Source organism: Xanthomonas bonasiae (genome assembly GCF_014836395.1).
GTDB classification, from domain to species: domain Bacteria; phylum Pseudomonadota; class Gammaproteobacteria; order Xanthomonadales; family Xanthomonadaceae; genus Xanthomonas_A; species Xanthomonas_A bonasiae.
The window spans coordinates 20,725-45,231 of record NZ_JACSQX010000018.1; the positions used below are offsets into that span (position 1 = coordinate 20,725).

Sequence of the window (24,507 nt, forward strand, 5' to 3'; positions counted from 1 at the left end):
GCCCATGCTGTGCCTGCCGGCATCGAGCCGGTCACCTCTTCCAGGTATTGGTATGACTCCGCAAGAACAACAGCTACTCGAAGATTTCCTGGCCCGCGTGCGCAGCGCTAGCGGCGTGGCGATGGATCCGCAGGCGGACGCGTTGATCCGCGAGCGCCTGGCCGGCCAGCCCGATGCCGCCTATTTGCTGGTGCAGCGGGCATTGCTGCTCGAACACGCGCTGGAGAACGCCAAGGCGCAGATCGCGCAGCTGCAGCAGGCTGCGCCGCCGCCGCCGCCGCCGGCTGCGAGTTTCCTGGGCCAGGGTTTCAATGCGGGGCCGCCGCCGTTGCCGCCCGCGCCCGCACCGCAGGCCGCACCGGGCTGGCGCGAGCGCTTGTTCGGCGGCGGCGCCAGCGTGCCGGACCAGGCGCCGGTCGCGGCGCCGGCCGCGCGCGGTCCCAGTTTTCTCGGCACCGCGGCCACCACGGCCGCAGGCGTGGCCGGCGGCATGTTGCTGTTCGAGGGCGTGGAGAGCCTGCTTGGCAGTCACCACGGCGGTTTCCTGGGCGGTGGGTCGTCGCAGCCCACCGTGGTCGAGAACGTCACCAACAACTACTACGACGATGCGCCGCTGCAGGACGCCGACCAGGACTTTTCGGACGATGGCAGCCTGGGGGGCGACGACAACTGGACCTAGGAATCTTGGCGTTCCCGCTCGGCAGGCCCATCGATGAGGCTGCCGAGCGGGCCTTGCACGGCCATGGCGCCCGCGAGGTCCGCCCGGGGATAGTCGTGCTCCTTCCCTAAGACGTGGCTGTCGCATATCCGCACTGCAGTGTCGGCCGGTGGGCGCTGCTTTTTGGTCGGCGCCAGGGTGGGTTTCGCTGCGGCGGACACCACCCTGGTACCAGCGATCCGCCATGCATCCAGTCTTTATCTATTCAAACTTTCCCCTGTTTGCGTTTGCGCAACGAAAGGAAGTGACTGATGTATAAGTGGATCGGTAGCGGGCATGGCTTGGCTATCCATTCAATGTTCTATTCAGTCACTCCCATGAGTGACTCCCGCCTCCGCGACTCGACCGCGCTGCCGCTCAGCCAGGGAGCCTCGACCGTGACGATGCACGGCGGCTTGGCGTGTACGGCAGGTTCGGCGCGCTGATCGGCAACAACGACATGCCCCTGGGCAATGCGGGCGCCTTGCTTGCCGATACGCGCCCGCTGGCGTTGGCCCCGGCCTACGTCATGCTGCCGATGGCGTTGCGTCCTGCGGCGAGCGGCGAAGCGGTCGAGCGCGACTACACGCTGGCCTTGCCCACACCGGCATACCGCGACGACTGGCGCGCCGCGGCGACGATGGCGCTGGAGTTCTGGGAGCGCGTCGTGAAGGCCGCAGCCATTTCTGCAGACTTGCGCAGTCTGGCGGCGAGCGCATTGGCGCAACTCGCGCGAGCGATGCAGCGCAGCGGCTGACATCGATGTGACTCGGCGCCATTGACGCCTTGGCAACATTGCGCTCACGTACGCCGGACAGGCCGGCATGGAAGCTTGCGGTTCCTTCCGTTCGTGAGCCACGACCATGACTGCAGCACAATCGCGCGTCCGCCTGCACGTTGAAGACACCGGCGGGAGCGGTCGGCCCGTGGTGCTGATCCACGGTTGGCCGTTGTCGGTCGCGGCATGGCAGGCGCAGGTTGGACCGTTGCAGGACGCCGGTTACCGCGTGGTGGCCTACGATCGCCGCGGCTTCGGCCGCTCGGACAAGCCAGCCGACGGCTACGACTACGACACGCTGGCCGACGACCTGGCAGGCGTGATCGAGGACAAGGACCTGCACGACGCCGTGCTGGTGGGCTTCTCGATGGGCGGTGGCGAGGTCGCGCGCTATGTGGCCAGGCACGGCAGTGCGCGCCTGGGCGGGGTGGTGTTCGCTTCCGCGGTACCGCCCTACATGCTCAAGACCGACGACAACCCGGACGGCCCGCTGAGCAAGGACAAGGCAAAGGAAATGAAGCAGGGACTGAGCGCGTCGCGCGAGACGTTCTTCGACCAGTTCACCCGCCAGTTCTTCAGCGCCAACGGCGAGCTGAAGGTCAGCGAGGCGCAGCGGCAGGAGGCGATCGCGCTGTGCCAGCAGAGCGACCAGACCGCCGCGCTCGGCTGCATGCAGGCGTTCGGCACCACCGACTTCCGCCGCGACCTGGGCGCGGTCGATGTGCCGACCCTGGTGCTGCATGGCGACGCCGACGCGACAGTCCCGTTCGAAGGCTCCGGGCAGCGTACCCATCGCGCCATCGCCGGCAGCACGCTGGTGGTGTTGCCGGATGCGCCGCATGGCTGCAATGTCAGCCATGCCGACGCGTTCAACGCCGCGTTGTTGGCGTTCCTGGCCGGGCTCGACTGAGCGTCCGCCGGCCGGGTGGCAGTGGACGCATCGCCACTGGCGATGCGTCGCAGCTGTGCTAATTGCTGATGAACGTCGCCACGCTCTGCGGGTCGACATAGAACGCGGTCTGGCCGTTGCTGACCTGGTACGCGCCGCCGTAGCCGACGTTGACGCTGGCCGAGGTGCTGTACTTGGTGAAGCTGGCGGCGCTGCCGGTGGGCAGGGTGACCTTCAGTTCGCGGTACTGGGTGCCGGTGTTGACCGCGACCAGCACGATCTTGTTGTCGGCGCGCTTGTAGGCGGTGACCGCGACATCGCTGTACGGCGCGGCGGTCGCACCGATCCGCTTGGCGCCGGGACGCACGAAGCGCGCGTACTGGGCCATCGCGTAGCCGCGCTTGCTGACCGCGCCGCCTTCGGTGATCAGGCCGTAGCTGCGGCGGATGTACCACCAGATGTAGGCGCTGTAGTTGGCGGCCATGCTCTTGTGCAGCTCGCTGGCCACGCCGAGCGCGGACGGCCAGGCGTTACCGTCGGTGTTGTCGGTGTAGTGCTCGGTCATCCACAGCTGCTTGCCCTTGTTGCGCGCCAGCGGATAGTCCTTCGGCTGCACCCCGTACAGATGGCCGCCGATGATGTCCACGTGCTGGCTGGCACTGCTGTTGAGCAACGCATCGGTCAGGTTGGGATTGAAGTTCAACGACTCGGCAGCGAGCACTTTCAGGTTGCCGAAGCTGGCGCCCTGGGCGCTGAGGAAGTTGGTGAAGTCGCTGGCGTTCCATTCCGCCGATTCGTAATCCGGGTGCCAGTCCGGCTCGTTCTGCACGGACAGCGCGTACAGCGGCGCGCCCTTGCCGGACATGTAGCTGGAGAAGTCCAGCAGGTGCTTGGCGTAGGCGCCGTAGTACTGCGGCAGCAGCTTGCCGCCGTTGTTGAGGCTGTTGTTGGACTTCATGTACGCCGGCGGCGACCACGGCGTGGCCAGCAACACCGCGCCATGCGAGCGCGCACGCACCGCGGCCGGAACCTGCAGGCTCCAGCCCGAGCTGGAGGGGTCGATGCGCATGCGCATGATCGACAGGCCGATCTGGCCGTTGTCGCTGCCGAAGGCCAGGTCGACCTGCGCCGGCGTGAGGTCGGCGATCCAGCCGGCGCCGCTCATGCCGCCGAATCCCTGGATGGTCTGGTAGGTTTCGCTGGGCGTGACGGTGACGTTCTGCGCCAGGGCGGGCGCGGCGGAAAAGGCGGCCGTGGCCATCGCCAGCAGGGTGGCGAGGATCCGTGGTGTTCTCATGGGTGGCTCCGGGGGAATGGAACAGGGGTTTGTGGCAGGGCGTGACGCTACGCCGTCGACATGACATAGACAATCGGTGCATGCGCCAACTGCGGCAACTGAGATGCAAGGCGCAGGGAGCCAGGGATTGCATTCGCGAAGGCGCAGGACAGTCGCGCGCTTGTCCCAGGACACGTGCATGCCGATCGAGGGATGCCGCGCTGCTGCACAGGCTGAGTGCCGCGCGTGCCGGATCGGCAGGGCATCACGTGCGGGAGCGCGCATGCCGGCGCTTTGCACGATGTCTGATGCTGCGCCGCGCAATCCTGTGCCGCGCAAGCGCGGTATTGCCTGTTTTGTGCAAAGTTGCGCATCCAGGTTCGACAAGTTGCGCAAGTGCGCGCGCAGCGCATGCGTGCACAATGGCCGCTGGCGGCTGCTCGGGTTCACCGGCCGTCCTTCCCTCTATCGACGAGTCCGCCTATGCCATCGCCTTCCTGGTTCCCGCAGCGCGCGATCGCGCTATTGTTAGGCACGCTGTTCGCCCTGGTGGCGGCAGTGCCAGACGCCCGCGCGCAGGCCACGCGCTATGCCGATGCCGCGCCGTTGCTGCTGGGCGTGGCCTGGTATCCGGAGCAGTGGCCGGAGGCGCAGTGGGAGCGCGACCTGGCGCTGATGGAGGCGGCGCACGTGCGCGTGGTGCGGATCGGCGAGTTCGCATGGAGCCGCATGGAGCCGCGCGAGGGGCAATACGATTTCGCCTGGATGGATCGCGCCATCGCCGCGGCCGCGCGGCACCACATGGTAGTGGTGCTCGGCACGCCGACGGCGGCGCCGCCGGCGTGGTTGACCCAGGCCTATCCGGACACGCTGCGCGTCGGCCAGGACGGCGTGCGCGACGAGCACGGCAACCGCCAGCAATTCTCCTTCGCCAGCGCGCGCTACCGCCGTTTCGCCCATGCCATCGCCGAGCAGATGGCGCAGCGCTATGGCCGCAATCCGCACGTGGTCGGCTGGCAACTGGACAACGAGTACGCGCAGGCCTCGTTCGATCCTGAGGCCAAGGCGCAGTTCCATGCCTGGCTGCAGCGCAAGTACGGCAGCATCGAGGAATTGAACCGGCGCTGGGCGACCGCGTACTGGAGCCAGACCTACAACGACTTCGCGCAGATCCCGGTGCACGAGGACGGGCAGAATCCGGCCCTGCTGCTGGAGTGGAAACGCTTCGTCAGCGACACCTGGACCGACTATTCGCGCAACCAGATCGACGCGATCCGCCCGCATGCCGATCCGCGCCAGTTCATCACCACCAACACCATGGGCTGGTTCGCCGGTTTCGACGCCTACAAGGTGCACGAGGTGCTCGACATCGCCGCGTGGGACGACTACGTCGCCGGCGAGCGCTACGACTGGGTGGACAACGCGGCGCGCCACGATCTCACCCGCGGCTACAAGCAGCGCAACTACTGGGTGATGGAGACGCAGCCGGGCTTCGTCAACTGGCGCGCGACCAACGTGGCGCTGCGCAAGGGCCAGGTGCGGGCGATGGCGTGGCAGGCGGTCGCGCACGGCGCCGATGCGGTCGCGTACTGGCAGTGGCGCGCGGCGCCGAACGGGCAGGAGGAATACCACGGCACGCTGGTCGGTGCCGATGGCGAGCCGGTGCCGGTGTATGCGGAGATCCAGCAGGTCGGCGCGGAGTTCGCCAAGGCCGGCGCGGCGCTGGCGGGCACCACGCCGCACGCGGATGTGGCGCTGATCAACGATTTCGACAGCCGCTGGGCGCTGGGTTTCCAGAAGCACTCGGCCGACTTCGATCCGGTGGTGCAGATGAAGTCGTTCTACCGGCCGCTGCGGCAGCAGGCGCAGGTGGTCGACGTGGTTTCGGCGCTGGCGCCGCTGGATGGCTACAAGCTGGTGGTCGCGCCGTCGCTCAACGTGCTCAGCGAAGCGCAGGCGCAGCGGCTGAAAGCCTATGTCGAACGCGGCGGGCATCTGGTGCTGGGCCCGCGCAGCGCGATGAAGAACGCCGACAACGGCCTGCAGTCGCAGCGCCAGCCCGGACCGCTCGGCGCGTTGCTGGGTGGCCGCGTGCAGCAGTTCTATGCGCTGGACAAGCCGGTCCCGGTCGCCGGTGCGGCCGGCGAGGGCAGCGCGAAGATCTGGGCCGAGCAACTGCAGGCGCATGCGGCGCAGACCGAGGTGCCGTTGCGCTACGGCCAGGCCAACGGCTGGCTGGACGGCGAGCCGGCGGTACTGACCCGGCGGGTCGGCAAGGGCCGCATCAGCTACGTCGGCGCCTGGCTCGACGACGCCACCCTGGATCGCCTCACCGGCGACTGGCTGCGCGCTGCGCAGGTGCGCGCGCCGCTGGCGGACGTGCCGGCGGACGTGGAGGTCGGCGTGCGCAGCGACGGCCGCCGCCGCGTGCTGGTGCTGATCAACCATGGCAGCGATGCGCAGCAGGTGCGTCTGCCGACGCCGATGCGCTCGCTGCTGGGGACGGGCGCGGCCAGCGACGTGGTGCAGCTGGCGCCGGAGGACGTGGCGGTGCTGGACGACCGTCGCTGAGCGCGATCGCGATGCGCGGCTGACGCCGTGCGGCATGCGTGGATCGGCGCAGGGACGGCCATGGCGGATGCCCCGCACTGCGCGCGCATTGCGCGCAGTGCGCATCGCCGCGACACTTGACGCCGTGGCGCCGGCCTCCCGCCGGCCGGGAGGGAACCCGTGCGCGCGATCGATGCCGAGCACTATCTGATGGATGTCACGCTGAAGCAGGACCGCGTGGCCTCGATGCGGGCCTGGCCGTATTCGCTGCCGGCGGTGCGCAACCTGGGCGTGCTGCGCTTCCATCCGAAGGTGACCTTCATCGTCGGCGAGAACGGCAGCGGCAAGTCGACCCTGCTGGAAGCCATTGCGGTGGCCTGGGGCTTCAACGCCGAGGGCGGGACCCGGAATTTCAACTTCAGCACGCTGGCGTCGCATTCCAGCCTGCACGAGGCCTTGCGCCTGGGCCGCAGCGGCCGCCGTGCGCGCGATGGGTTTTTCCTGCGGGCGGAGAGTTTCTACAACGTCGCCAGCGAGATCGAGCGTCTGGATCGGGCGCCATCGTTCGGCGCTCCCGTCATCGACAGCTACGGCGGCGTGTCGCTGCACGCGCAGTCGCACGGCGAGGCGTTCTTCGCGCTGATGCTGCACCGCTTCGGCGGCAACGGCTTCTACGTGCTGGACGAGCCGGAGGCGGCATTGTCGCCGTCGCGGCAGATGGCGATGCTGACCCGGCTGCATCAGCTGGTGCAGCAGCGCTCGCAGTTCGTGATCGCCACGCATTCGCCGATCCTGATGGCGTACCCGGATGCGGACATCCTGCAGATCGGCGAGGATGGCTTGCAGCGCGTGGCGTACCGCGACACCGAGCACTACCGGTTGACGCGCGCGTTCCTGGAGCAACCGCAGCGCATGCTCGATACGTTGCTCGACGGCGATTGACGCCGTGTTCGCCGCGACCAGGCGCCGACGGCCGGCGCCGTGTCTGTAGAATGATGGTGCCAGCGGGCGTCGCCGCCGCCATCGCGTCGCGGCGTCTTTCTTCCCACTGGAGTTGCCTGTGCCTTCCCATCCGATGTCGCCTGTCGGGCGGCTGTTCGCCGCCGCCGCCTTCTTCGAGGGCCTGACCTGGGCCGGCCTGCTGCTCGGCATGCTGCTCAAATACGGCACCCAGACCACCGAGCTGGGTGTGTGGCTGTTCGGCCGCCTGCACGGCGTGGCGTTCCTGGTCTACCTGGTCGCGAGCGTGATCGCTGCGGTGCGCCTGCGCTGGCCGTGGTGGGCGTGGCTGTTGAGTCTGCTGGCGGCATTGCCGCCGCTGGTCACGGTGCCGCTGGAAATGTGGTTCCGCCGTATCGGGCTGCTCAGCTTGCCGCGGCAGGGCGTGCGGCGATAGGGGCAGTAAGGCCAATCACGCGCCGCTCGGCTTTTCTGCTCGGCGCAAGGCATAAAAAAAGCGGCCCATGGGCCGCTTTTTCCTGTCCATTGCCGCCGCCGCTCAGCCGCTGGTCACAAGATGGATGCGGTGCTTCTTGGCGTAGGCATTCTGCGCGGCGTCGAGGGCCGTCGCGTCCTTGTCGAGGGCGTCCGATTCGGTGTTCAGCCGTTCCAGCAGCGGCTGCACCTGCGCCTGGGTGTAGCCGTCGGGCAGCGCGGTGATTTCCTGCAGCGTCGCCAGCACCGTGTCGGTGTTCTTGTAGTACGACTTCAGCTTGGCGTCCATGTCCTGCGCGTCTTCGGGAATGCCGAAACCTTCGTAGCCCCGGTTGGCGCTGGCGATCTGCTTGCGCGGATTGTTCAGCGCGTTGCGGTGCGGCTGCATCGACTTCAGTTCGCTCGCATCGGCCAGCAGCTGCTCGCCGCGCTCGCCGCCGATCCACGGCGCGGTCACCGAGGTGATGCCGTTCCAGGCCGAGACGTTGTAGGTCAGGTAGTCCTCCGGCGACATGTTCTTTTTGCCGGTGGTGGGGTCGCAGGCGGACAGCGCGGTCGCGCACAGGGCCAGCAGGACGAAGGTGAGGAGATGTTTCAAGAGGAGTTTCCTTGGTGGGAACACGCTGTCCGCCGGGCGACCGGCACGGGAGCGAAAGGCAAGGAAATCGACGCATGCGGCATGCCGGGGCGCGGCTGGCGCGATCATCCTTGATGGGTGCAATGGCGGCAGTCCGGGCCGGTAACGCGTTCTGCGCAGGCGATGCGCGGCAAGTATAGCGGCAACGCTGCGCCGGCGCGGTTGCCGCGCGCGCCCGCCGCTGCGGCGGCTTTAGAATGCAGGCCATGAACGCAGGCAGTGCAGACGATGGGAAAGCGTCAACGACGGCAGCATGAGAACGCAGCTACGCGCGGATTCGGCCGCCGCCTGGCCGGCAGGTTGCGTTGGCCGGTATCGCTGCTGGTCGTCGCGCTGGCGGCGGCGAGCGCCTTGTTGAAGCTCTACGGGCTGGTGAAGGCAGTGCTGAGCGGCGTGTACACGAGCGGATCGCGCTTCGGCTCGCCTCAGGTGTATCTGCTGGATGCCGATCCGGGGCGCTATTGGTTCTGGATGGCATGGGACGGGGTTTTCACCCTGCTGTTGCTGCTGCTGGCCGTGGCCATCGCGTGGGTGTTTCTGGTGCTGGACAAGCCGAAGTAGCGCGCTGTCGGCGGGACATGCCGCTGCGGTCACCTGCCCATGCAGCGGCGCCAGCGGTCGGCGACGCGCTGCGCGAACCAGGCGGTGGTGAGGGTGCGGGTGATCTTCGGGCTTTCCAGGGTGATGCCGGGCAGGATCGCGCGCGGCAGCGGCTTGCCGGCGCTGCGCTCGGCCAGTGCGAACACCTTGCGGTAGAGCGTGGTGTCGCCGAAATCGGCAGCGTTGCCGCGCTGCAGGGCGCGGCGGATCTCCTTGTCGTCCAGCGCCAGGCGCGTGCCCAGGCCGCGCGCGGCGCGCTCGGTGGCGCCGGGCTGGTCGATGTCGCTGCCGGGGATCAGCAGATCGCCGTCCAGCGCCAGGGTGGTGCCGCTGGCCTTCGCCAGTGCGGCCTGGAACGCCGCATTGCGGCTGGCGTACCAGCCGGCGTTGAAGTCGGCGAAGCGGTACAGCAGGGCGTCGTAGTCACTCGGGTAGCCGAGCAGGTGGCGGGTGCCGAACCACACGCCGCCGCGGCGGCTGAACACTTCGTGGCGCACCGTGTCCTGCTGCGCATACGGATATCCATCGGTATGCGCTTCGGCGAAGGCGATGCTCACCTGCATCGGTCCGCCGGTATGCACCGGGTTCAGCCCGCCGAACAGGCGCTGGCCCAGCGGCACGCTGTCGGCGAAGTCCTCGAAGATGCCGCTCAGTTCCTGCTCGGTGCGCGCGCTGGCGATGCGCTCGCCGTAGCTGCGGCCATTGGGCGAATTCACTGCCAGCGCCGCGTCGAGCATGAACGCGGGAACATGCAGCGCGGCCGCACGGCGGCCGAGTTCGGCGCGCGAGATCCTGCCCAGGCCGGGTACCGACGGATTGGCCTGGTAGGTGGATTCCTGTTCGATCACCGCCAGCACCGCGCAGATGTTGTCGGCGCTGGTAGCCAGTTCCTGCGAGGACAGCGCCACGTACACGTCGTTGGCCCAGCCGCTGCGGTCGGGGATCGCGGCCGGGATGCGCCGTGCGATGTCGGCCTTGATCTCGGTCGGCGTGCGCTCGGGCGCGCGCGGTGCCTGCGTGGCGCAGGCGCCGAGCAGCAGGGTGGCGCACAGGACGAACAGGCGGGCGAATGTGGGGGCGATCACGTGCGGCTGGACTCCGATGGCAGGCGCGGCGCATTCGCCGCACGCGCCATCCTACCGTCCAGCGCTGCGCTTCATGTCAGAGGGATCGGCTGGTCGTGCGCGGGCGATGCCGCTGCGGCGCGCGCTTCCTCGCATCCCATCACATGCGCGGCGAACCCGACCTGGCCCTGGGCGACCTGCGGCCGCAGCGTCAGCTCCGGGATGGCGTAGTCGCCGCCGTTCTGCTTGCGGAACGCGATCGGCGCGGCGCTCCACAGGGTGTCCAGGCGCTGGCCGAGCGTGTCGCGGATCTGTGCGAACCGATCCGCGTCCATGCGGCTGCTGCGATAGACCACGAACGGCGGCAGCACGTCGAAGCCGGGGTAGTGCAGGATGCCGTGCTGGATCGGAAACAGCACGTCGTCGATCGGGCCGTTGATGCCGCGCGGCGCGTAGTGCGATTCCCAGCCGCCGGTGGTGACGATCAGCATCGCGCGCTTGCCGGCCAGCGTGCCCTCGCCATAGCGGTCGCCCCAGCGTGCGTCGGAATGTTCGCCGACGCCGTAGGCGAAGCCGTAGGCATAGACGCGGTCCACCCAGCCCTTCAGGATCGCCGGCATCGAGAACCACCACAGCGGGAACTGCAGCAGCACGGCGTCGGCCCAGCGCAGCTTGGCCTGCTCGGCGGCGATGTCCGCGCTCTGGCGGCCGTTGGCGAACGCGCGCCTGGAGTCCAGCGACGGATCGAAGCGATCGCCGGCCGCGCCGTCCAGGCTGTCCTGCGCATCGAGCGTCGGCTTCCACCGCATCGCGTACAGATCCGACACCTGCACCTGGTGCCCGGCGGCCTGCAGGCGTTGCACGGCGACGTCCTTGAGCGCGCCGTTGAGCGATGTGGGTTCGGGATGGGCGTAGACCAGCAGGACGTTCATGGGCGATCTCGGCGATTGGGATGCGCCAAGGTAGGTCGCGGCCCGCTATAGTGGAAATGAATTACGGGAATTCCAGCTATAGCCATGCTTAATTTCGGACGCCTGGACCTGAACCTGCTGCTGACCCTGGACGCGCTGCTCGCCGAGCACAACGTGACCCGTGCCGCGGCGCGCCTGCACCTGTCGCAGCCCTCGGTCAGCGTGCACCTGGCGAAATTGCGCGAGGCGCTGGACGATCCGCTGCTGCTGCCCGGGCCGCGCGGCATGCGCCCGACCGCGCGTGCCGAGGCCTTGCGCGCGCCGCTGCGGCAGGCGCTGGAGGCGCTGCAGCGTGCGGTGGCGGCGGATGCGTCGTTCGATCCCGCGCAGGCGGGCAACAGTTGGCGCGTGGCCGCGACCGACTACGGCGAATCGACCATCCTGCGACCGGCGCTGGCGGCGCTGCGCAGCGCGGCGCCGGGCACGCGGCTGGCGGTGCTGGAAATGGCGCCGTTGCAGATCGCGCGGCAGGCCGAGCAGGGCGAGATCGACCTGGCCCTGCACACCCGCGACGGCGCGCCGCCGAACCTACGCCAGCGCACGCTGTTCGCCGAGCGCTATGTGCTGGCCGGCCGCGCCGGGCATCCGCGGCTGCAGCGGCGCCCGACGCTGGCGCAGTTCTGCAAGCTCGAACACGTGATCGTGTCGCCGGATGGCGGCGGGTTCAGCGGCGTCACCGACGCGGCGCTGCACGCGCGCGGGCTGCAGCGCCGGGTGGTGCTGTCGGTGCCGCATTTCCTGTTCGTCATCGACGCGCTGCTGCGGACCGATCTGGTGGCGATGCTGCCGGAGCGGTTGGTGCGCGCGCATCCCGGGCTGAAGGTCTGCGCGCCGCCGGTGCCCGTGGCCGGCTACGAAATGGCCATGCTCTGGCACGAGCGCGTGCATCGCGATCCGGCGCATCGCTGGTTGCGCGAGCAGATTGCCGCTTCGGTGTGAGGGCAGCGCTACAGCCTTTTCCAGTGTTTTACATGGTGCGGAAGCGGCTGCGGATAGCGTTGGGTCAGCGGTCGCGATGGGCTGTCTGTCGCGGCTGAAGCCGCTCCTACAAGGGCGTGCGGCAAGCCAGCAAGGGCATGGCAAGCTGGTTGAATCCACTGTAGGAGGGGCTTCAGCCCCGACGCTTTTTCCCGATGTCGTCAGGCCCACCGTTGCCGGTGGCCCGAGGCGACCCGGCGCGGCTCCTGCAAGGACTACGATCGAGTCGAGACAGCCTAACGACGCGTCGCCAATACCCCGTCCAACGCCAGGTCTGCGCGGAAGCCGGCCTTCTCCAGGCGCTTGGCCACCTCGCGCGGCACGTCGCGGCCGCTGGTCAGTTTGTTCGGGCTGCCGGTGTAGTGGAACAGCCGCCCGCCGCGACGCAGCACCCGCGCGAGCTGGTCGTAGAACGCCTGCGAGTACAGCTCGCCGGCGATGCCGAAGCGCGGCGGGTCGTGCAGCAGCGCATCCATCGAATCGCTGGCGATGGCGCCGATGGCCTGGCCGACGTCGGCGTGCGCCAGCTGCAGGCGCCCCTCGCTGGCGGCGGGATCCGGCGACCACGGGTTGAGCGTTCGCAGCCACAGCACGTCGGCGTTCTTCTCGAACGAGTGCAGCTGCGCCACGCCGGCCTCCAGCGCGCAGGCGGCGAAATAGCCCAGCCCGCCGCAGGTGTCGAGCACCCGCTTGCCGCGCGGTTCGATCAGCGCGACCTTGCGCCGCGCGTCCTCGAACGGGGACAGCTGCGCGCTGGGCAGCATCTTGATGCCGTCGATCTCGAAGGTCGGCGCGCCCCATTCGGTCGGCACCAGCTTGATCAGCGCGCCGCCGAAGCGCGACACCGGCGCGAAGTCTTCGCCGTCCCAGTGGTAGATCGTGCGGTCCTTTAGCCTGGACGGATACGGATACGCCTGCCCGCGCCACTGCCAGCTGTCCGCGGCGAGCAGGGCCTGGCCCTCGCTGCGCTGCAGGTCCAGCGATCCGGTCCAGGTGGCGGCGCCGCCATCGCGTGCGGCAAGCAGCGCGTCGGCGAGCGGGCGGGTCAGCAGGGGGCCGGAGGAATGGGTCACGTCGAGGGAGGCGGTGCGCCATCGCGCGCTGCGCGAGGCCGGGTCGTCGAGATGGGGGAGGGCATCGTAACCGAGGCCCGTTGCGAAGTCCTGCGCTGGCGCGGCCGCGACGTGCCAGGCCTGCGGTCGTCGGCATGCGTCGCACGGCAATCGTCGGCGACGGCGGCGCAGTCCGCACAGCGGCACGTGGCGCGCGCATGTGCTGGCTGCGGCGAACCGTCATGGTGGCCGTGGCGATGGCGACGCATAATGACGCCGTCCTCTCCCCTCAATGGCCGACGCCGCTCGCGGCGCCAGCGCCCAGGATCCGCGATGCTCAAAGGTGTGCTGCTCGGTTTCGCCTGCTATGCCGCCTATTCGATCAGCGATGCGTTCGTGAAGGGCCTGGAGGGCACGCTGCCGGCGTACGAGGTGGTGTTCTTCGGCGCGTTGCTGATGCTCGCCGCGTTGCCGTTCCTGAAGAAGCGCGGCGACCGCTGGCGCGAGGTGGTGGTGGCGCAGCGCCCCAGCATCTGGCTGCTGCGCGCGTTCACCGGCGCGGTCGGCAATCTGTCGGCGGTCACCGCGTTCACCCTGTTGCCGATGGCCGAGGCGTTCGCGCTGATCTTCCTGATGCCGATCTTCGTCACCGTGCTGTCGGTGCTGCTGCTCAAGGAGGAGGTGCGCTGGCGGCGCTGGCTGGCGGTGATCGTCGGCTTCATCGGCGTGCTGATCGTGTTGCGGCCCGGCTTCCGGCACCTGGGCGAGGGCCATGTCGCGGCCATCGTCTGCGGCCTGGTCGGGGCGATCTCGGTGATCAGCCTGCGCATGGCCGGGCCGGGCGAGAAGCGCCTGACCCTGTACGGCGCCGGCGTGCTCGGCCCGTTGCTGATGGGCGCGCTGCTGATGCTGCCGACCTTCGTGTGGCCGACCTGGCAGCAATGGGTGCTGCTCGCCGGCTATGGCCTGCTCGCGGGGCTGGCGGCGATCTTCTTGATGTACGCGTCGCGGCTGGCCCCGGTCAGCGCGGTGGCGCCGACCCAGTACAGCCAGATGCTGTGGGCGATCGGCTTCGGCTACTGGCTGTTCCACGACCACCTGGACTGGCCGATGCTGGTCGGCATTGCGCTGATCCTGGGCGCAGGGCTGTTCACCCTGGTGCGCGAGGAAAAAGTCACGCAGTGGTGGCGCCGCACCAAGATCGTCTGAAGCGCCGGCGCCCGGGCGTGGCGCGCCTTGTGCCGATTTCCGCGCGCAACGCGGGCGCAGCGCTCTGGCGCGTGCGCGTCGCATCTTCTATGTTGTCGGATCGTCCCCGCCGATGGCCGCGCCCATGTCCGACCCGTCCGCCCAGCCCGACCATCTCAAGCGCAGCCTGTCCAACCGCCACCTGCAGCTGATCGCGATCGGCGGCGCCATCGGCACCGGCCTGTTCATGGGCTCGGGCAAGACCATCAGCCTGGCCGGGCCGTCGATCCTGTTCGTGTACCTGATCATCGGCGCGATGCTGTTCTTCGTGATGCGCGCGATGGGCGAACTGCTGCTGTCGAACCTGGAGTACAAGTCGTTCATCGACTTCTCCACCGACCTGCTCGGCCCGTGGGCCGGGTTCTTCTGCGGCTGGACCTACTGGTTCTGCTGGATCATCACCGCCATCGCCGACGTGATCGCGATCGCCGCCTATGCGCAGTTCTGGTTCCCCGGCCTGGCGCCGTGGATTCCGGCGATGCTGTGCGTGCTGTTGCTGCTGAGCCTGAACCTGGTGACGGTGAAGCTGTTCGGCGAAATGGAATTCTGGTTCGCGCTGATCAAGATCGTGGCCATCTGCGCGTTGATCCTCACCGGCGCCGGGCTGGTGGCCTGGGGCTTCCAGTCGCCGTCCGGGCACGTGGCGGCGCTGGCCAATCTGTGGAACGACGGCGGCATGTTCCCGATGGGCATCGGCGGCTTCTTCGCCGGTTTCCAGATCGCGGTGTTCGCCTTCGTCGGCATCGAGCTGGTCGGCACCACCGCCGCCGAGACCGCCGACCCGCAGCGCAACCTGCCCAAGGCGATCAATTCGATCCCGGTACGGATCCTGGTGTTCTACGTGCTGGCGCTGATCGCGATCATGGCGGTGACGCCGTGGCGCGAGGTGGTGCCGGGCAAGAGCCCGTTCGTGGAGCTGTTCGTGCTGGCCGGGGTGCCGGCCGCGGCCAGCCTGATCAACTTCGTGGTGCTGACCTCGGCCACCTCGTCGGCCAACAGCGGCATCTTCTCCACCAGCCGCATGCTCTACGGCCTGGCCGAGGAGCGACATGCGCCGCGCGGTTTCGCCCGGCTGTCGCGCGCGGCGGTGCCGGCGCGCGGCCTGCTGTTCTCCTGCGCCTGCCTGCTCGGCGGCACGCTGCTGGTGTACCTGATTCCGAACCTGGTCACCGCCTTCACCCTGGTCACCACGCTGGCCGCGGTGCTGTTCATGTTCGTCTGGTCGCTGATCCTGTGCGCGTACATCGCCTACCGGCGCAAGCGCCCGCAGCTGCATGCCGCCTCGGCGTTCAAGATGCCTGGCGGCGTGGTCATGTGCTACGTGTGCCTGGCGTTCTTCGCCTTCGTGCTGGCGCTGCTGACGCTGCAGGACGACACCCGGCAGGCATTGCTGGCCAGCCCGGTCTGGTTCCTGATCCTGGGCATCGGCTATGCGTTGAAGCGCCGCGGTGGTGCGCGCGCCTGAGCGGCGGCAGCGTGGCGAGGGCGGCCGTAGCGCGGCGATGGCGCTGTTCGGCGCGGTGGCGCGGCATTGGCCGCCGCACCGCGTGCCTGCGCCGTTGACGTTTGCTTCAGCCGCGGCGGAGGATGCTCGCGCCCTCCCGCCATCAAGCCGATCCCGATGATCACGATCCACCGCATTGCCGGAACCTCCGCGCAACCGTTCTGCTGGGTGGATCTGTGCCAGCCCAGCCGCGAGGAACTCGCCGAGGCCGACCGGCAGGTGGGGTTCGCCTTGCCCACGCGGGCGGCGATCGGCGAGATCGAGTTCAGCAGCCGGGTCCGCATCGAGGGCGATGTGCTGTTCCTCAACGTGCCGCGCTTCCAGGACGACGACGGCCCGACCGCGCCGCTGGGCTTCGCGCTGTCGCCGCGGATGCTGGTGACCCAGCGCGAGCAGCGCATGGACTCGCTGGAAGCGGTGGCTGCGCAACTGGAAAAGAACCCGTGCCGGACCAGCGACGATCTGCTGCTGCGCCTGCTCGATCAGGTGGTCGGCCGCCTGGCGGACCGGTTGGAAGCGTTGGAGGCGGAGATCACCGAGACCACGCGCGCTGTCTTCGACGAACCCTACAAATCGCGCGACATGGAGCGGATGCTGCGCCAGGTCGGCGGCATGGGCCGGCGGCTCGGCGGCATGCACAACGCGGGGCAGGGCTTGTTGCGCCTGGCCACCTACCTGGACGGTGCCGCGCCGGACTGGTTCGGCGCCGATGCGGCCAAGCGGATCGGCCTGCTGCACAAGGACCTGGTCACCCTGGGCGAGTTCGAGCAGCACCTGGACGATCGCGTCGAGTTCCTGCTCGACAGCGTGCTGGGCATGATCAACATGGACCAGAACAACGTGATGAAGGTGATGGCGGTGGCGTCGGTGGTGGGCATTCCGCCGACGGTGCTGGTCGGCATCTGGGGCATGAACTTCGCGCACATGCCCGAACTCAAGTGGCACGACGCCTATTACTGGGCGCTGGGCGTGATCGCGCTGAGCGTGGTGCTGCCGCTGGCGTGGTTCCGCCGCCGCGGCTGGGTGTGAGCGCGGCGGCGGGTGCAGGCGCTCGCGATTGCTAGGCGGCGAGGCTGTCCGCCTCGGTTTCCGCCTCGCTGTCGTCGCGCTCCTCGCCGCTGACGTGCTGCACCGGCGCGATGTCCCAGGACACCGTGTCCGGATCGATCAGTGCATGGATCGCGGCGCCTTGCAGTTCGCGCATCAGCCGCCGCGCCGAGGCGGTGCCGTGCGCCACGCTGTCCCACAGCAGCATGTCGACCACGGTGCCGTCGCGGCGCCGCGCGATGCGCCGCGAGCGGAAGCCGGGTTGGCGTTGCAGCCAGGCATCGACCTCGGCGTTGGCGCGCAGGAAGGTGCGCCAGGTGCAGTCCTGCAGGCGGAAGGTGGTGATTTCCAGGGCTTCGCTATGCGCTTGCATCGGCTCAGCCCTGGGCTTTGCGCGGCGCGGCGCAGTGACGGGAACGGGTGCTGCAGGGCGCGGTGGCGGCGAGCGGCGCGCAGGTGGGGGAGGAGGGGAGCAGGATGGGCATGGGAGCACTCCGGTAGACGCGACGGGGGATCCGGCCTGCACAGGATGCGAGCGCGGCGCCGTGCCGCGTTATCGCGATCCCGCGGAATTCTTGTCCGATCCTGCAAACCGTGCCGCGGCGGCGAACGCGCCGTCGCAGCATCAGGCAAGCTGTCTGTCCCTGGATTGCCCGCCACCGCGCCCGACGCCGATGACCGCGCTCGCCGACCGCTATCAAGAAATCGCCGCACTCATTGCCCGATTGGCCGTCCCCGACGGCGACGGCGATACCGCCATCGACGGCTTGTTCTGTTCGTATCGCACCGCGCCCTCGCCAAAGGCACACACCGCGCAGTGGCCTTGCTTCGCCCTGGTGGTGCAGGGCGAGAAGTGCCTGAGCCTGGGCACGGAGGAATACCGCTACGCGGCCGGCACCTATCTGCTGGTGGCGCTGGACCTGCCGGTGGTATCGCGCATCACCCAGGCCAGTCCCGAGCAGCCATTGCTGGGCTTGGCCATGGCGATCCGCCCGGACCGGCTGCGCGACCTGCTCGAACGCATTCCGCTGCCGGCGCAGGCCAGCGCCGATTGCGTGCGCGGCGTGTCGGTCAACACCGCCAGCGCGGCGTTGCTGGATGCGACGCTGCGCATGCTCCGGCTGCTGGAACAGCCCGACGACATCGCCGCGATGGCGCCGCTGATCGAGCAGGAAATCCTGTATCGCCTGCTGACCGGACCGTGCGGCCCGAACCTGCTGCGCATCGCGCAGGAGGACAGCCCCAGCAACCGTATCGCCAAGGCGATCGCGTGGTTGCGCCAGCACTACGCCGAACCGATACGGATCGAAGACCTGGCGCGACAGGTGAACATGAGCGCGTCTTCGCTGCATCACCATTTCAACGCGGTGACCTCGATGACCCCGCTGCAATACCAGAAGCAGCTGCGCCTGCGCGAGGCGCGGCGGCTGATGGTGGTGGAGCGGATGGACGTGGGTTCGGCCGGCTATCGGGTCGGCTACCAGAGCCCGTCGCAGTTCAGCCGCGAATACAGCCGCCTGTACGGCCGTTCGCCGCGCAACGACCTGGCCGAACAGCTCGGCCTGAGTGGCTGATCGCGCCGACGTGGTCTATCGTGCCCGGCCCGAGTGCAGGCCGACGCCGCTGCGATGGAAGGTTCCGACGAGACCGCTAGCAGGTTCCTGAGCTGGGTGCTGCGGCACCAGCCGCAGGCGATCGGACTGCAGCTCGATGCGCAGGGCTGGGCATCGATCGACGCACTGTTGCGGCTGGCGCAGCCCACGCATCCGTTGACCCCCGCGCAACTGCAGCGGGTGGTGGCGGACAGCGACAAGCAGCGTTTCGCGATCAGCGCCGATGGCCTGCGCATCCGCGCCAACCAGGGGCATTCGCTGCCGGTGGACCTGGGTCTTGCATCCGTGGAGCCGCCGCCGCAGCTGTACCACGGCACGGCGACCCGCTTTTTGGACGCGATCCGCCGCGATGGGGTGCTGCCGGGCCAGCGCCAGCACGTGCACCTGTCGGTGTCGGCGGACACGGCGTTGCAGGTCGGGCAGCGCTATGGACGGGCGGTGTTGCTGACGGTGCGCGCGCAGGCCATGGCCGAGGCCGGGCATGCGTTCCATCGCGCCGACAACGGCGTCTGGCTGACCGCGCAGGTGCCGGTGGCGTTCATCGATTTCGCAGGCGCGCTCGCTTAGGGAGGCGGCCAGCACGCGCGCGCGCTTCCCTGTGCCGCGCGCTTTGTCTAAGGTGCCTGACCATTCGTCGCGCGGGCAGGATATGAGAAAGACCGGGGTGTGGCTGCTGTTGCTGGCGCTGGTATCGCTCGCGTTGTTCGCTTGGTGGCGAAGCGAACGTCCGCACAGCGTAGCGCGCGCCTCCAGCGCACCGGCGCCGACGCCGTTGGGTTGGCTGGCGCAGCTGCAGTGGGTGGCCGGCGACGGTGTGCGCGGCCTGGCCGATGGCGCCGCGGGACGCGCACGCTTCGCCGATCCCTACGGCATCGTGGTCGATGCGCACGGCGTGCTGTACGTGACCGATGCCGGCGACAACAACCGCATTCGCCGCATCGCCCGCGACGGCACGGTCGCCACCGTTGCCGGCGGCGCCGAAGGCTTCGCCGACGGCATCGCCAGTGCGGCGCGCTTCGCCACGCCATCGGGCATCGCCGTGGACGCGGCGGGCACGCTGTACATCGCCGATACCGGCAACCATGCGATCCGCAAGCTCAGCGCGCAGGGCGTGGTGACGACGCTGGCCGGCGACGGCACGGCCGGCTTCCGCGACGGTCCGGGCGCGCAGGCGCGCTTCAACGGCCCGATGGGCGTGGCGGTGGATGCGCAGGGGCGCGTCTACGTCGCCGACACCTACAACGATCGCATCCGCGTGATCGAGCGCGACGGCCAGGTGCGCACGCTCGCCGGCGGCGAACGCCCCGGCTATGCCGATGGCATGGGCGCCGAAGCGCGCTTCGATACGCCGACCGACCTGAAAGTGGATCGCGCCGGCGTGCTGTGGATCGCCGACCTGCGCAACGACGCGATCCGCCAGCTGCTGCCGGACGGGCGGGTGGTCACCCTGGCCGGCGCCAGCGAGGCGTCGCCGCTGGCGCGGCCGCTGAGCCTGGGCCTGACCTTCGACGGCCACGGCTACGTCGGCAGCGACGACGGCCGCGTGCTGCAGGTCACCTCGACCGGACACGTGCTGGTGCTGTCCGGCGAGCGCAGCGACACCCGCCTGGCGCGTCCGGCCGGCGTGACCGTGGCCGCGGACGGCGCGGTCTATGTCACCGATGCGGGCAGTGCGCGGGTGCACCGGTTGCTGCCGACCACGCCGCAGGCCGCTGCCGCCGCCGCGCCCGTGGTGATCGGACCCGCCGCCGCACAGCCGCTGCCAATCACCCACGGCCGCTGGCCGTTGCGTCCGCAGGACGGCTGGCACGAGGTGGTCGGCACGCTCGGCGAGGTGCGCGGCAACTACCAGGGCGAGCGCCGCGACCATCTGCATGCGGGCCTGGATATCCGTGGCGACGTCGGGCAGACGGTCTACGCCATCGCCGATGCCAAGGTCGCCAGCCCCAGCGCGACCTGGGCGCTGGGCAAGCTCGGCGAAGGCATGGCGCTGGACCAGCTCGGCTACATCCACATGCGCGTCGGCCGCACCGCGCAGGGCGCGTTGCTGGATCCGCAGCGCTTCCATCTGCTCGCCGACGACAGCGGCGCGCCGGAACGGGTGCGCGTGCTGCGCGGCACCCGCTTCGCCGCCGGCGACGCGCTGGGCAAGATCAACGCGATGGCGCATGTGCACCTGAGCGTGGGCGCCAGCGGCTTCGAACGCAATGCGGTGCTGCTCGGCTTCCGCGACTACGCCGATCACTACCCGCCGCAGATCCAGCGCATCGAGCTGTTCGACGGCAACGGCCAGGCGCTGCGGGCGACGCAAGGACGGGTGCGGGTGGCGCGCGGCAACGGCGGCGTGCAGATCGTGGTGGAGGCCTGGGACCAGGTGGATCGCAACCTGCCGCGCCGGCGCCTTGGCCTGTATGCGCTGGGCTACGAGGTGCTCGATGCGCAAGGCCGTCCGCTGCCCGGTGCCGCGCCGGCGCAGCCGAGCATCCAGTTCGACCGCATGCCCGCCGATGCCGATGCGGTGAAGGTGGCGTACGCGGCCGACAGCGGCATCACCGTGCACGGCAGCGCCACGACCCGCTTCCGCTACGTGGTGACCAACACCGTGCGCGACGGCCGCATCGCCGAAGGGCGATGGCAGCCGAGCGCGCTGCCGGCGGGCGACTATCTGATCCGCATCACCGCAAGCGACTACAGCGGCAACCAGGCCATTGCGAATCGCGACCTGCGGGTGACGCTGGAGTAGGCGCAGGGCACCGTAGCGAAATACGCACGCGACACGTTGAGCCAGCTGCAGAGGCGAGTTCCGGAGCCGATGCTCTTATCGATCTGCAGGCATGCGCCGTTTTTGTGGGAGCGACTTCAGTCGCGACGGGCGTTACCGATAAATCCCGTCGCGACTGAAGTCGCTCCCACAACGCTGCGTCACCTTCGAATACCCGCGTGGGGCGTGTTCTGGCACAGTCATCGCGCGCGGAGAACGCCAGTTGCGTCCTCCGCACAACGGCGATCGCCAGCGCACCTGCCTACTGCAGCTGCTTTAGCCGTTCGACGATTTCTTCGGCGTGGCGGCCGACCAGGCCTTCGGACGTGCCCCAGGCGCTGGTATTGGTCGACTCGACATCGAAACGCGCAGCGGTCTTGCCATCTGCGCCCGCGACCTCGACCTTGCTCTTGATCTTGTCGCGCCCGGCCATGATGCCGGCCCAGAAACGCGCACCGTTGCTGCGCATGTAGTAATGGTCGATGGTGATCGTCATCTTGCGCGCGTCGGCACTGCCCTCGGCACCGCGCAGATGCGCTGCGTCCAGTTTTTCGTCGAGCTGGCGCTGGAACATGCCCAGGCTTTCGGCGTCGGTGTCTTCGTTGCCTTTGACCTGGTACCAGTAGGTTTCCGGCGCCGCGGCCTTGTAGCTCTGGCGCACCACGCTATTGGTCGAGCACCCGGCCACCAGCATCACGCTCGCCAGCGCGAGCGCGCTCCATCCGTTCTTCATGATTGTCCCCTTGTCGATGTCCCTTTCTGCCGGAGCGATCGCCGCCGGCGTCGGCAGCATAGCGCCTTGCCGGCGGGATCGCGAAGGGCCGCCGGGCGCTCTCCGCATGCACCGCCGGCGCCATGCACTGCGGCGACTGGCGACAGGCTGCCTGCGATGCGGGCGCTAGTCCGCCGCATCTCCCAACCACGGCGCCTGCGCCTTGCGGTACTCGCCGCTGGCCTTGCTCAGGTGCAGCCACTGGTCCACGTAGGCCTTCCAGGCCATGTCGTCGCGCGGCAGCAGGAACGCCTTTTCGCTGTACTGCAGCGGCTGTTGCGGATTCACCGCGCACAGGCCGGGCATGCGGCGCTGCTGGAAGCGCGCTTCGGAAGCATCGGTGATCATCACGTCGGCGCGGCCTTCGAGCAGTTCGCGGAAGATCGCGGTGTTGTCGTCGGACAGGGTCAGCCGCGCCTGCGGCAGTTCGCGGCGGGCGAAGGCTTCATTGGTGCCGCCGCGCGGTTCGATCACCCGCACCTCGGCGCGATCGATCTGCGCGATGTCGCGATAGCGCTGCTGGTCGGCGCAGCGCACCAGCGGGATCTTGCCGTCCACGTCGAGCACGGCGCTGAACCAGGCGTGGCGCTGCCGCTGCAGCGACACCGAGATGCCGCCGACGGCGATGTCGCAGCGATCGGCGAGCAGGTCCGGCAGCAGCGTCGCCCAGCGCGTGGGGACCCAGGTCACCGGCACCTCCAGGCTGGCCGCGAGCGATTGCGCCAGGGCGATGTCGATGCCTTCGTAGCCGCCGTCCGCACGCAGCAGGCTGTAGGGCAGGTAGTCGCCGGTGGTGCACACGCGCAGCGTGCCGCGCTGCGCGATGCTGTCCAGGTGCGACGGCGCGGCAGTGGCCGGGAGCGCCGCGGCGGCACTCAGCAGGCAGGCGCTTAGCCAGCGAATCGTTGCGTGCTTCATGGCAGACGGGTTTTCACGACGGGGCGTTCTCCAAACCAGGGGGGCGACGCGCGTTGGCTGTACGCCGGCTGTCGCCGTAGCGGCGCCGGCCACCTTAGCCGGTTTCCTCGCGACACGGCGCAGCGTCAAGCGTGGCGGGGGTTTTGCACCCGCAGTCCGGCGGCGGGTGGCAGTGCATGGCGGCGTTGGACGCCGATTGACACGTTGCGGCACAGGAACTCACGGCACCATAGCGGAGTCCGGAGACAATCCTCCGGTGGACGCATACCTCGCTATGGAATCTCGATCGTCGTGACGTCTGCGCCTGCGGAAGACCGGCTGCTGCACCTGGGCGCGGCCGCCACCACCTTGCTGATCCTGCTGTTGCTCGGCCGCCTGCTGTTGATCGCGCCGGCGGCGCCGCCGCCGCGCGTCCACGACGCGATGCGGCTGGTGTTCGTGCCGCGCCCGGAACCGGTTGCCGCGCCGCCACCGTCACCGCAGGCCGCCCAGTCCGCGCCGCATGCCGCGGCACGGCGCGCGCCGGCCGCCGCGCGCGCGGCGCAAGCGCCGCTGCCGCCCCCGACCCGCACGGCCGCCCCCGTGGCCACGCAGGCCGCGCCGATGAGCGCCACGCTGTACACCCGCGACGGCAGCGCGCGGTTGCCGGACGGCGTGGCGGTGGATCCGTTCGCCGAGGCGCAAGGCACACCGCCGGGTACCACCAATCCGCGCGACCTGGCCAAGGCCAAGCGCCTGCTTGAGCGTCCGAACCCGATCGACTACCGGCCCACCCGCTTCGACAAGGATTGGGCCACCAGCGGCACCCTGGGCGACGTGGCGATGCAGGGCATCGGCGATGCGATGAAGAAGATGCTGCCCAAGAGCACCCACCAGTCGGCGGTGGCGCGGCCGCCGCCGGACGTGCGCTTCAACCCGGCGCTGCACGAGCGCCCGGGCGACCTCGGCAGCGAGGCCACCGGCGATGCCTACAAGGCCGCGCCGATCGCGTTGGAAAAGGCGCCGGGCCTGGACGGCGAAGCCAGCCGCCGTATCCGCAAGGCGATCGGGGAACTGGAGCAGCGCCGCGCGGCCTGCCCGGCGGCGCAGCGCAGCCGCCTGCTGCAGCCGGTGCTGGACAACCTGGACGAACTGCAGCGCGTGGAAAAGGCCATGGCCCACGGCGCCGACCCGATCCTGGCGCAGCAGACCCTGCCGCGCGCCGCCGACAGCGCCTACGACCTGGCGCGGCGCGCGCTGTGGTACGCCGACCAGAAACTGGCGGCGTGCGCGCCGTAGCGGTGGCGCTTTCCCGGCTGCGTGCCGTTGTAGGAACGGCTTCAGCCGCGACAAGCGACGTGGCCGGCTATCCGGGCTCGGAAGCATTCGGGACTGAAGTCCCTCCCACAGTGCACCCGGCCAGCGCGCCGCAAGTCTCTCCTGTAGGAGCGGCTTCAGCCGCGACGAACGGAGCGGGCTGGCTATCCGATCTCGGAAGCGGCCAGGACTGAAGTCCCTCCCACAGTGCACCCGGCCGGCGCGCCGCAAGTCTCCTGTAGGAGCGGCTTCAGCCGCGACAAACGGAGTGGGCCGGCTATCCGATCTCGGAAGCAGCCGGGACTGAAGTCCCCCCACAGTGCACCCGGCCGGCTCGCCGCAAGCCTCCTGTAGGAGCGGCTTCAGCCGCGACGAACGGAGCGGGCTGGCTATCCGATCTCGGAAGCGGCCAGGACTGAAGT

23 protein-coding genes are annotated in these 24,507 nt (G+C 69.3%); 15 read left to right on the forward strand and 8 right to left on the reverse strand.

From position 1 onward, the window contains the following. The first annotated feature begins 52 nt into the window (after nt 1-52). From H9658_RS21205 to H9658_RS21215, 3 genes are all read left to right on the forward strand, one after another. A complete protein-coding gene (locus H9658_RS21205) occupies nt 53-679 on the forward strand; it encodes a DUF2076 domain-containing protein (RefSeq protein WP_191826846.1) in 627 nt (208 codons plus the stop codon). A gap of 439 nt (nt 680-1,118) precedes the next feature. Then, on the forward strand, nt 1,119-1,454 hold the full coding sequence (locus H9658_RS21210; protein WP_191826847.1) for a hypothetical protein: 336 nt from the start codon (nt 1,119-1,121) through the stop codon (nt 1,452-1,454). A gap of 106 nt (nt 1,455-1,560) precedes the next feature. After that, nucleotides 1,561-2,385 (forward strand): alpha/beta fold hydrolase, encoded by an 825-nt coding sequence (locus tag H9658_RS21215; protein ID WP_191826848.1) that lies wholly within the window; start codon nt 1,561-1,563, stop codon nt 2,383-2,385. A gap of 58 nt (nt 2,386-2,443) precedes the next feature. Here the strand turns inward: H9658_RS21215 and H9658_RS21220 are convergent, their stop codons facing one another. Then, nucleotides 2,444-3,661 (reverse strand): glycoside hydrolase family 30 protein, encoded by a 1,218-nt coding sequence (locus H9658_RS21220; protein WP_406848151.1) that lies wholly within the window; start codon nt 3,659-3,661, stop codon nt 2,444-2,446. A 462-nt stretch (nt 3,662-4,123) separates the two neighbouring features. Between H9658_RS21220 and H9658_RS21225 the strand changes: the two genes are divergently transcribed. The 3 genes from H9658_RS21225 to H9658_RS21235 all read left to right on the forward strand — a co-directional run bounded on the left by H9658_RS21225 (nt 4,124) and on the right by H9658_RS21235 (nt 7,586). After that, nucleotides 4,124-6,211: a beta-galactosidase gene (locus H9658_RS21225; protein ID WP_191826849.1), complete on the forward strand. Its 2,088-nt coding sequence runs from the start codon at nt 4,124-4,126 to the stop codon at nt 6,209-6,211. 159 nt (nt 6,212-6,370) lie between these two features. After that, complete coding sequence (locus H9658_RS21230; RefSeq protein WP_318241507.1) at nt 6,371-7,132, forward strand: AAA family ATPase; 762 nt, start codon at nt 6,371-6,373, stop codon at nt 7,130-7,132. Nucleotides 7,133-7,265: 133 nt separating this feature from the next. Next, nucleotides 7,266-7,586: a DUF3817 domain-containing protein gene (locus tag H9658_RS21235; RefSeq protein ID WP_191826874.1), complete on the forward strand. Its 321-nt coding sequence runs from the start codon at nt 7,266-7,268 to the stop codon at nt 7,584-7,586. A gap of 102 nt (nt 7,587-7,688) precedes the next feature. Here the strand turns inward: H9658_RS21235 and H9658_RS21240 are convergent, their stop codons facing one another. Next, nucleotides 7,689-8,222 carry a hypothetical protein gene (locus H9658_RS21240; RefSeq protein ID WP_191826850.1) on the reverse strand — a complete coding sequence of 178 codons (534 nt, stop codon included), beginning with the start codon at nt 8,220-8,222 and terminating at the stop codon, nt 7,689-7,691. A 267-nt stretch (nt 8,223-8,489) separates the two neighbouring features. Between H9658_RS21240 and H9658_RS21245 the strand changes: the two genes are divergently transcribed. Continuing rightward, nucleotides 8,490-8,822 (forward strand): hypothetical protein, encoded by a 333-nt coding sequence (locus H9658_RS21245; protein WP_191826851.1) that lies wholly within the window; start codon nt 8,490-8,492, stop codon nt 8,820-8,822. A gap of 29 nt (nt 8,823-8,851) precedes the next feature. Here H9658_RS21245 and H9658_RS21250 read toward each other — a convergent pair whose 3' ends face one another. Further along, a complete protein-coding gene (locus H9658_RS21250; RefSeq protein ID WP_191826875.1) occupies nt 8,852-9,943 on the reverse strand; it encodes a DUF1615 domain-containing protein in 1,092 nt (363 codons plus the stop codon). A gap of 74 nt (nt 9,944-10,017) precedes the next feature. Further along, on the reverse strand, nt 10,018-10,857 hold the full coding sequence (locus tag H9658_RS21255; RefSeq protein ID WP_191826852.1) for an NAD(P)H-dependent oxidoreductase: 840 nt from the start codon (nt 10,855-10,857) through the stop codon (nt 10,018-10,020). 84 nt (nt 10,858-10,941) lie between these two features. Between H9658_RS21255 and H9658_RS21260 the strand changes: the two genes are divergently transcribed. Continuing rightward, nucleotides 10,942-11,835 carry a LysR family transcriptional regulator gene (locus H9658_RS21260; RefSeq protein ID WP_191826853.1) on the forward strand — a complete coding sequence of 298 codons (894 nt, stop codon included), beginning with the start codon at nt 10,942-10,944 and terminating at the stop codon, nt 11,833-11,835. A 275-nt stretch (nt 11,836-12,110) separates the two neighbouring features. Here H9658_RS21260 and H9658_RS21265 read toward each other — a convergent pair whose 3' ends face one another. Further along, nucleotides 12,111-12,947, reverse strand: a complete 837-nt coding sequence (locus H9658_RS21265) for a class I SAM-dependent methyltransferase (protein WP_191826854.1) — start codon at nt 12,945-12,947, stop codon at nt 12,111-12,113. A 312-nt stretch (nt 12,948-13,259) separates the two neighbouring features. Between H9658_RS21265 and H9658_RS21270 the strand changes: the two genes are divergently transcribed. The 3 genes from H9658_RS21270 (at nt 13,260) to H9658_RS21280 (ending at nt 16,707) form a co-directional block, all read left to right on the forward strand. Beyond that, entirely contained in the window at nt 13,260-14,135 is an 876-nt protein-coding gene (locus H9658_RS21270) for a DMT family transporter (protein ID WP_191826855.1), read from the forward strand. A gap of 124 nt (nt 14,136-14,259) precedes the next feature. Further along, nucleotides 14,260-15,639, forward strand: coding sequence for a D-serine/D-alanine/glycine transporter (cycA, locus tag H9658_RS21275; protein WP_191826856.1), 1,380 nt, complete (start codon nt 14,260-14,262; stop codon nt 15,637-15,639). Nucleotides 15,640-15,795: 156 nt separating this feature from the next. After that, entirely contained in the window at nt 15,796-16,707 is a 912-nt protein-coding gene (locus tag H9658_RS21280; protein ID WP_179568950.1) for a CorA family divalent cation transporter, read from the forward strand. A gap of 31 nt (nt 16,708-16,738) precedes the next feature. Here H9658_RS21280 and H9658_RS21285 read toward each other — a convergent pair whose 3' ends face one another. Next, nucleotides 16,739-17,098: a hypothetical protein gene (locus H9658_RS21285; protein ID WP_179568948.1), complete on the reverse strand. Its 360-nt coding sequence runs from the start codon at nt 17,096-17,098 to the stop codon at nt 16,739-16,741. A gap of 301 nt (nt 17,099-17,399) precedes the next feature. On the opposite strand from H9658_RS21285, the gene H9658_RS21290 reads away from it, so the two are divergent. The 3 genes from H9658_RS21290 to H9658_RS21300 all read left to right on the forward strand — a co-directional run bounded on the left by H9658_RS21290 (nt 17,400) and on the right by H9658_RS21300 (nt 21,081). Next, the gene (locus H9658_RS21290; protein WP_179569444.1) at nt 17,400-18,299 is read left to right on the forward strand and encodes an AraC family transcriptional regulator; all 900 of its coding nucleotides are present in this window, start codon (nt 17,400-17,402) and stop codon (nt 18,297-18,299) included. 54 nt (nt 18,300-18,353) lie between these two features. Continuing rightward, nucleotides 18,354-18,905, forward strand: a complete 552-nt coding sequence (locus tag H9658_RS21295) for an RNA 2'-phosphotransferase (RefSeq protein WP_191826857.1) — start codon at nt 18,354-18,356, stop codon at nt 18,903-18,905. A gap of 82 nt (nt 18,906-18,987) precedes the next feature. Next, nucleotides 18,988-21,081 carry an NHL repeat-containing protein gene (locus tag H9658_RS21300; protein ID WP_191826858.1) on the forward strand — a complete coding sequence of 698 codons (2,094 nt, stop codon included), beginning with the start codon at nt 18,988-18,990 and terminating at the stop codon, nt 21,079-21,081. 280 nt (nt 21,082-21,361) lie between these two features. Here the strand turns inward: H9658_RS21300 and H9658_RS21305 are convergent, their stop codons facing one another. Then, on the reverse strand, nt 21,362-21,892 hold the full coding sequence (locus H9658_RS21305) for a DUF4410 domain-containing protein (protein ID WP_225210168.1): 531 nt from the start codon (nt 21,890-21,892) through the stop codon (nt 21,362-21,364). 105 nt (nt 21,893-21,997) lie between these two features. Further along, nucleotides 21,998-22,789 (reverse strand): transporter substrate-binding domain-containing protein, encoded by a 792-nt coding sequence (locus H9658_RS21310; protein ID WP_191826859.1) that lies wholly within the window; start codon nt 22,787-22,789, stop codon nt 21,998-22,000. A gap of 291 nt (nt 22,790-23,080) precedes the next feature. Between H9658_RS21310 and H9658_RS21315 the strand changes: the two genes are divergently transcribed. After that, complete coding sequence (locus H9658_RS21315; RefSeq protein ID WP_191826860.1) at nt 23,081-24,067, forward strand: hypothetical protein; 987 nt, start codon at nt 23,081-23,083, stop codon at nt 24,065-24,067. Nucleotides 24,068-24,507: the final 440 nt, after the last annotated feature.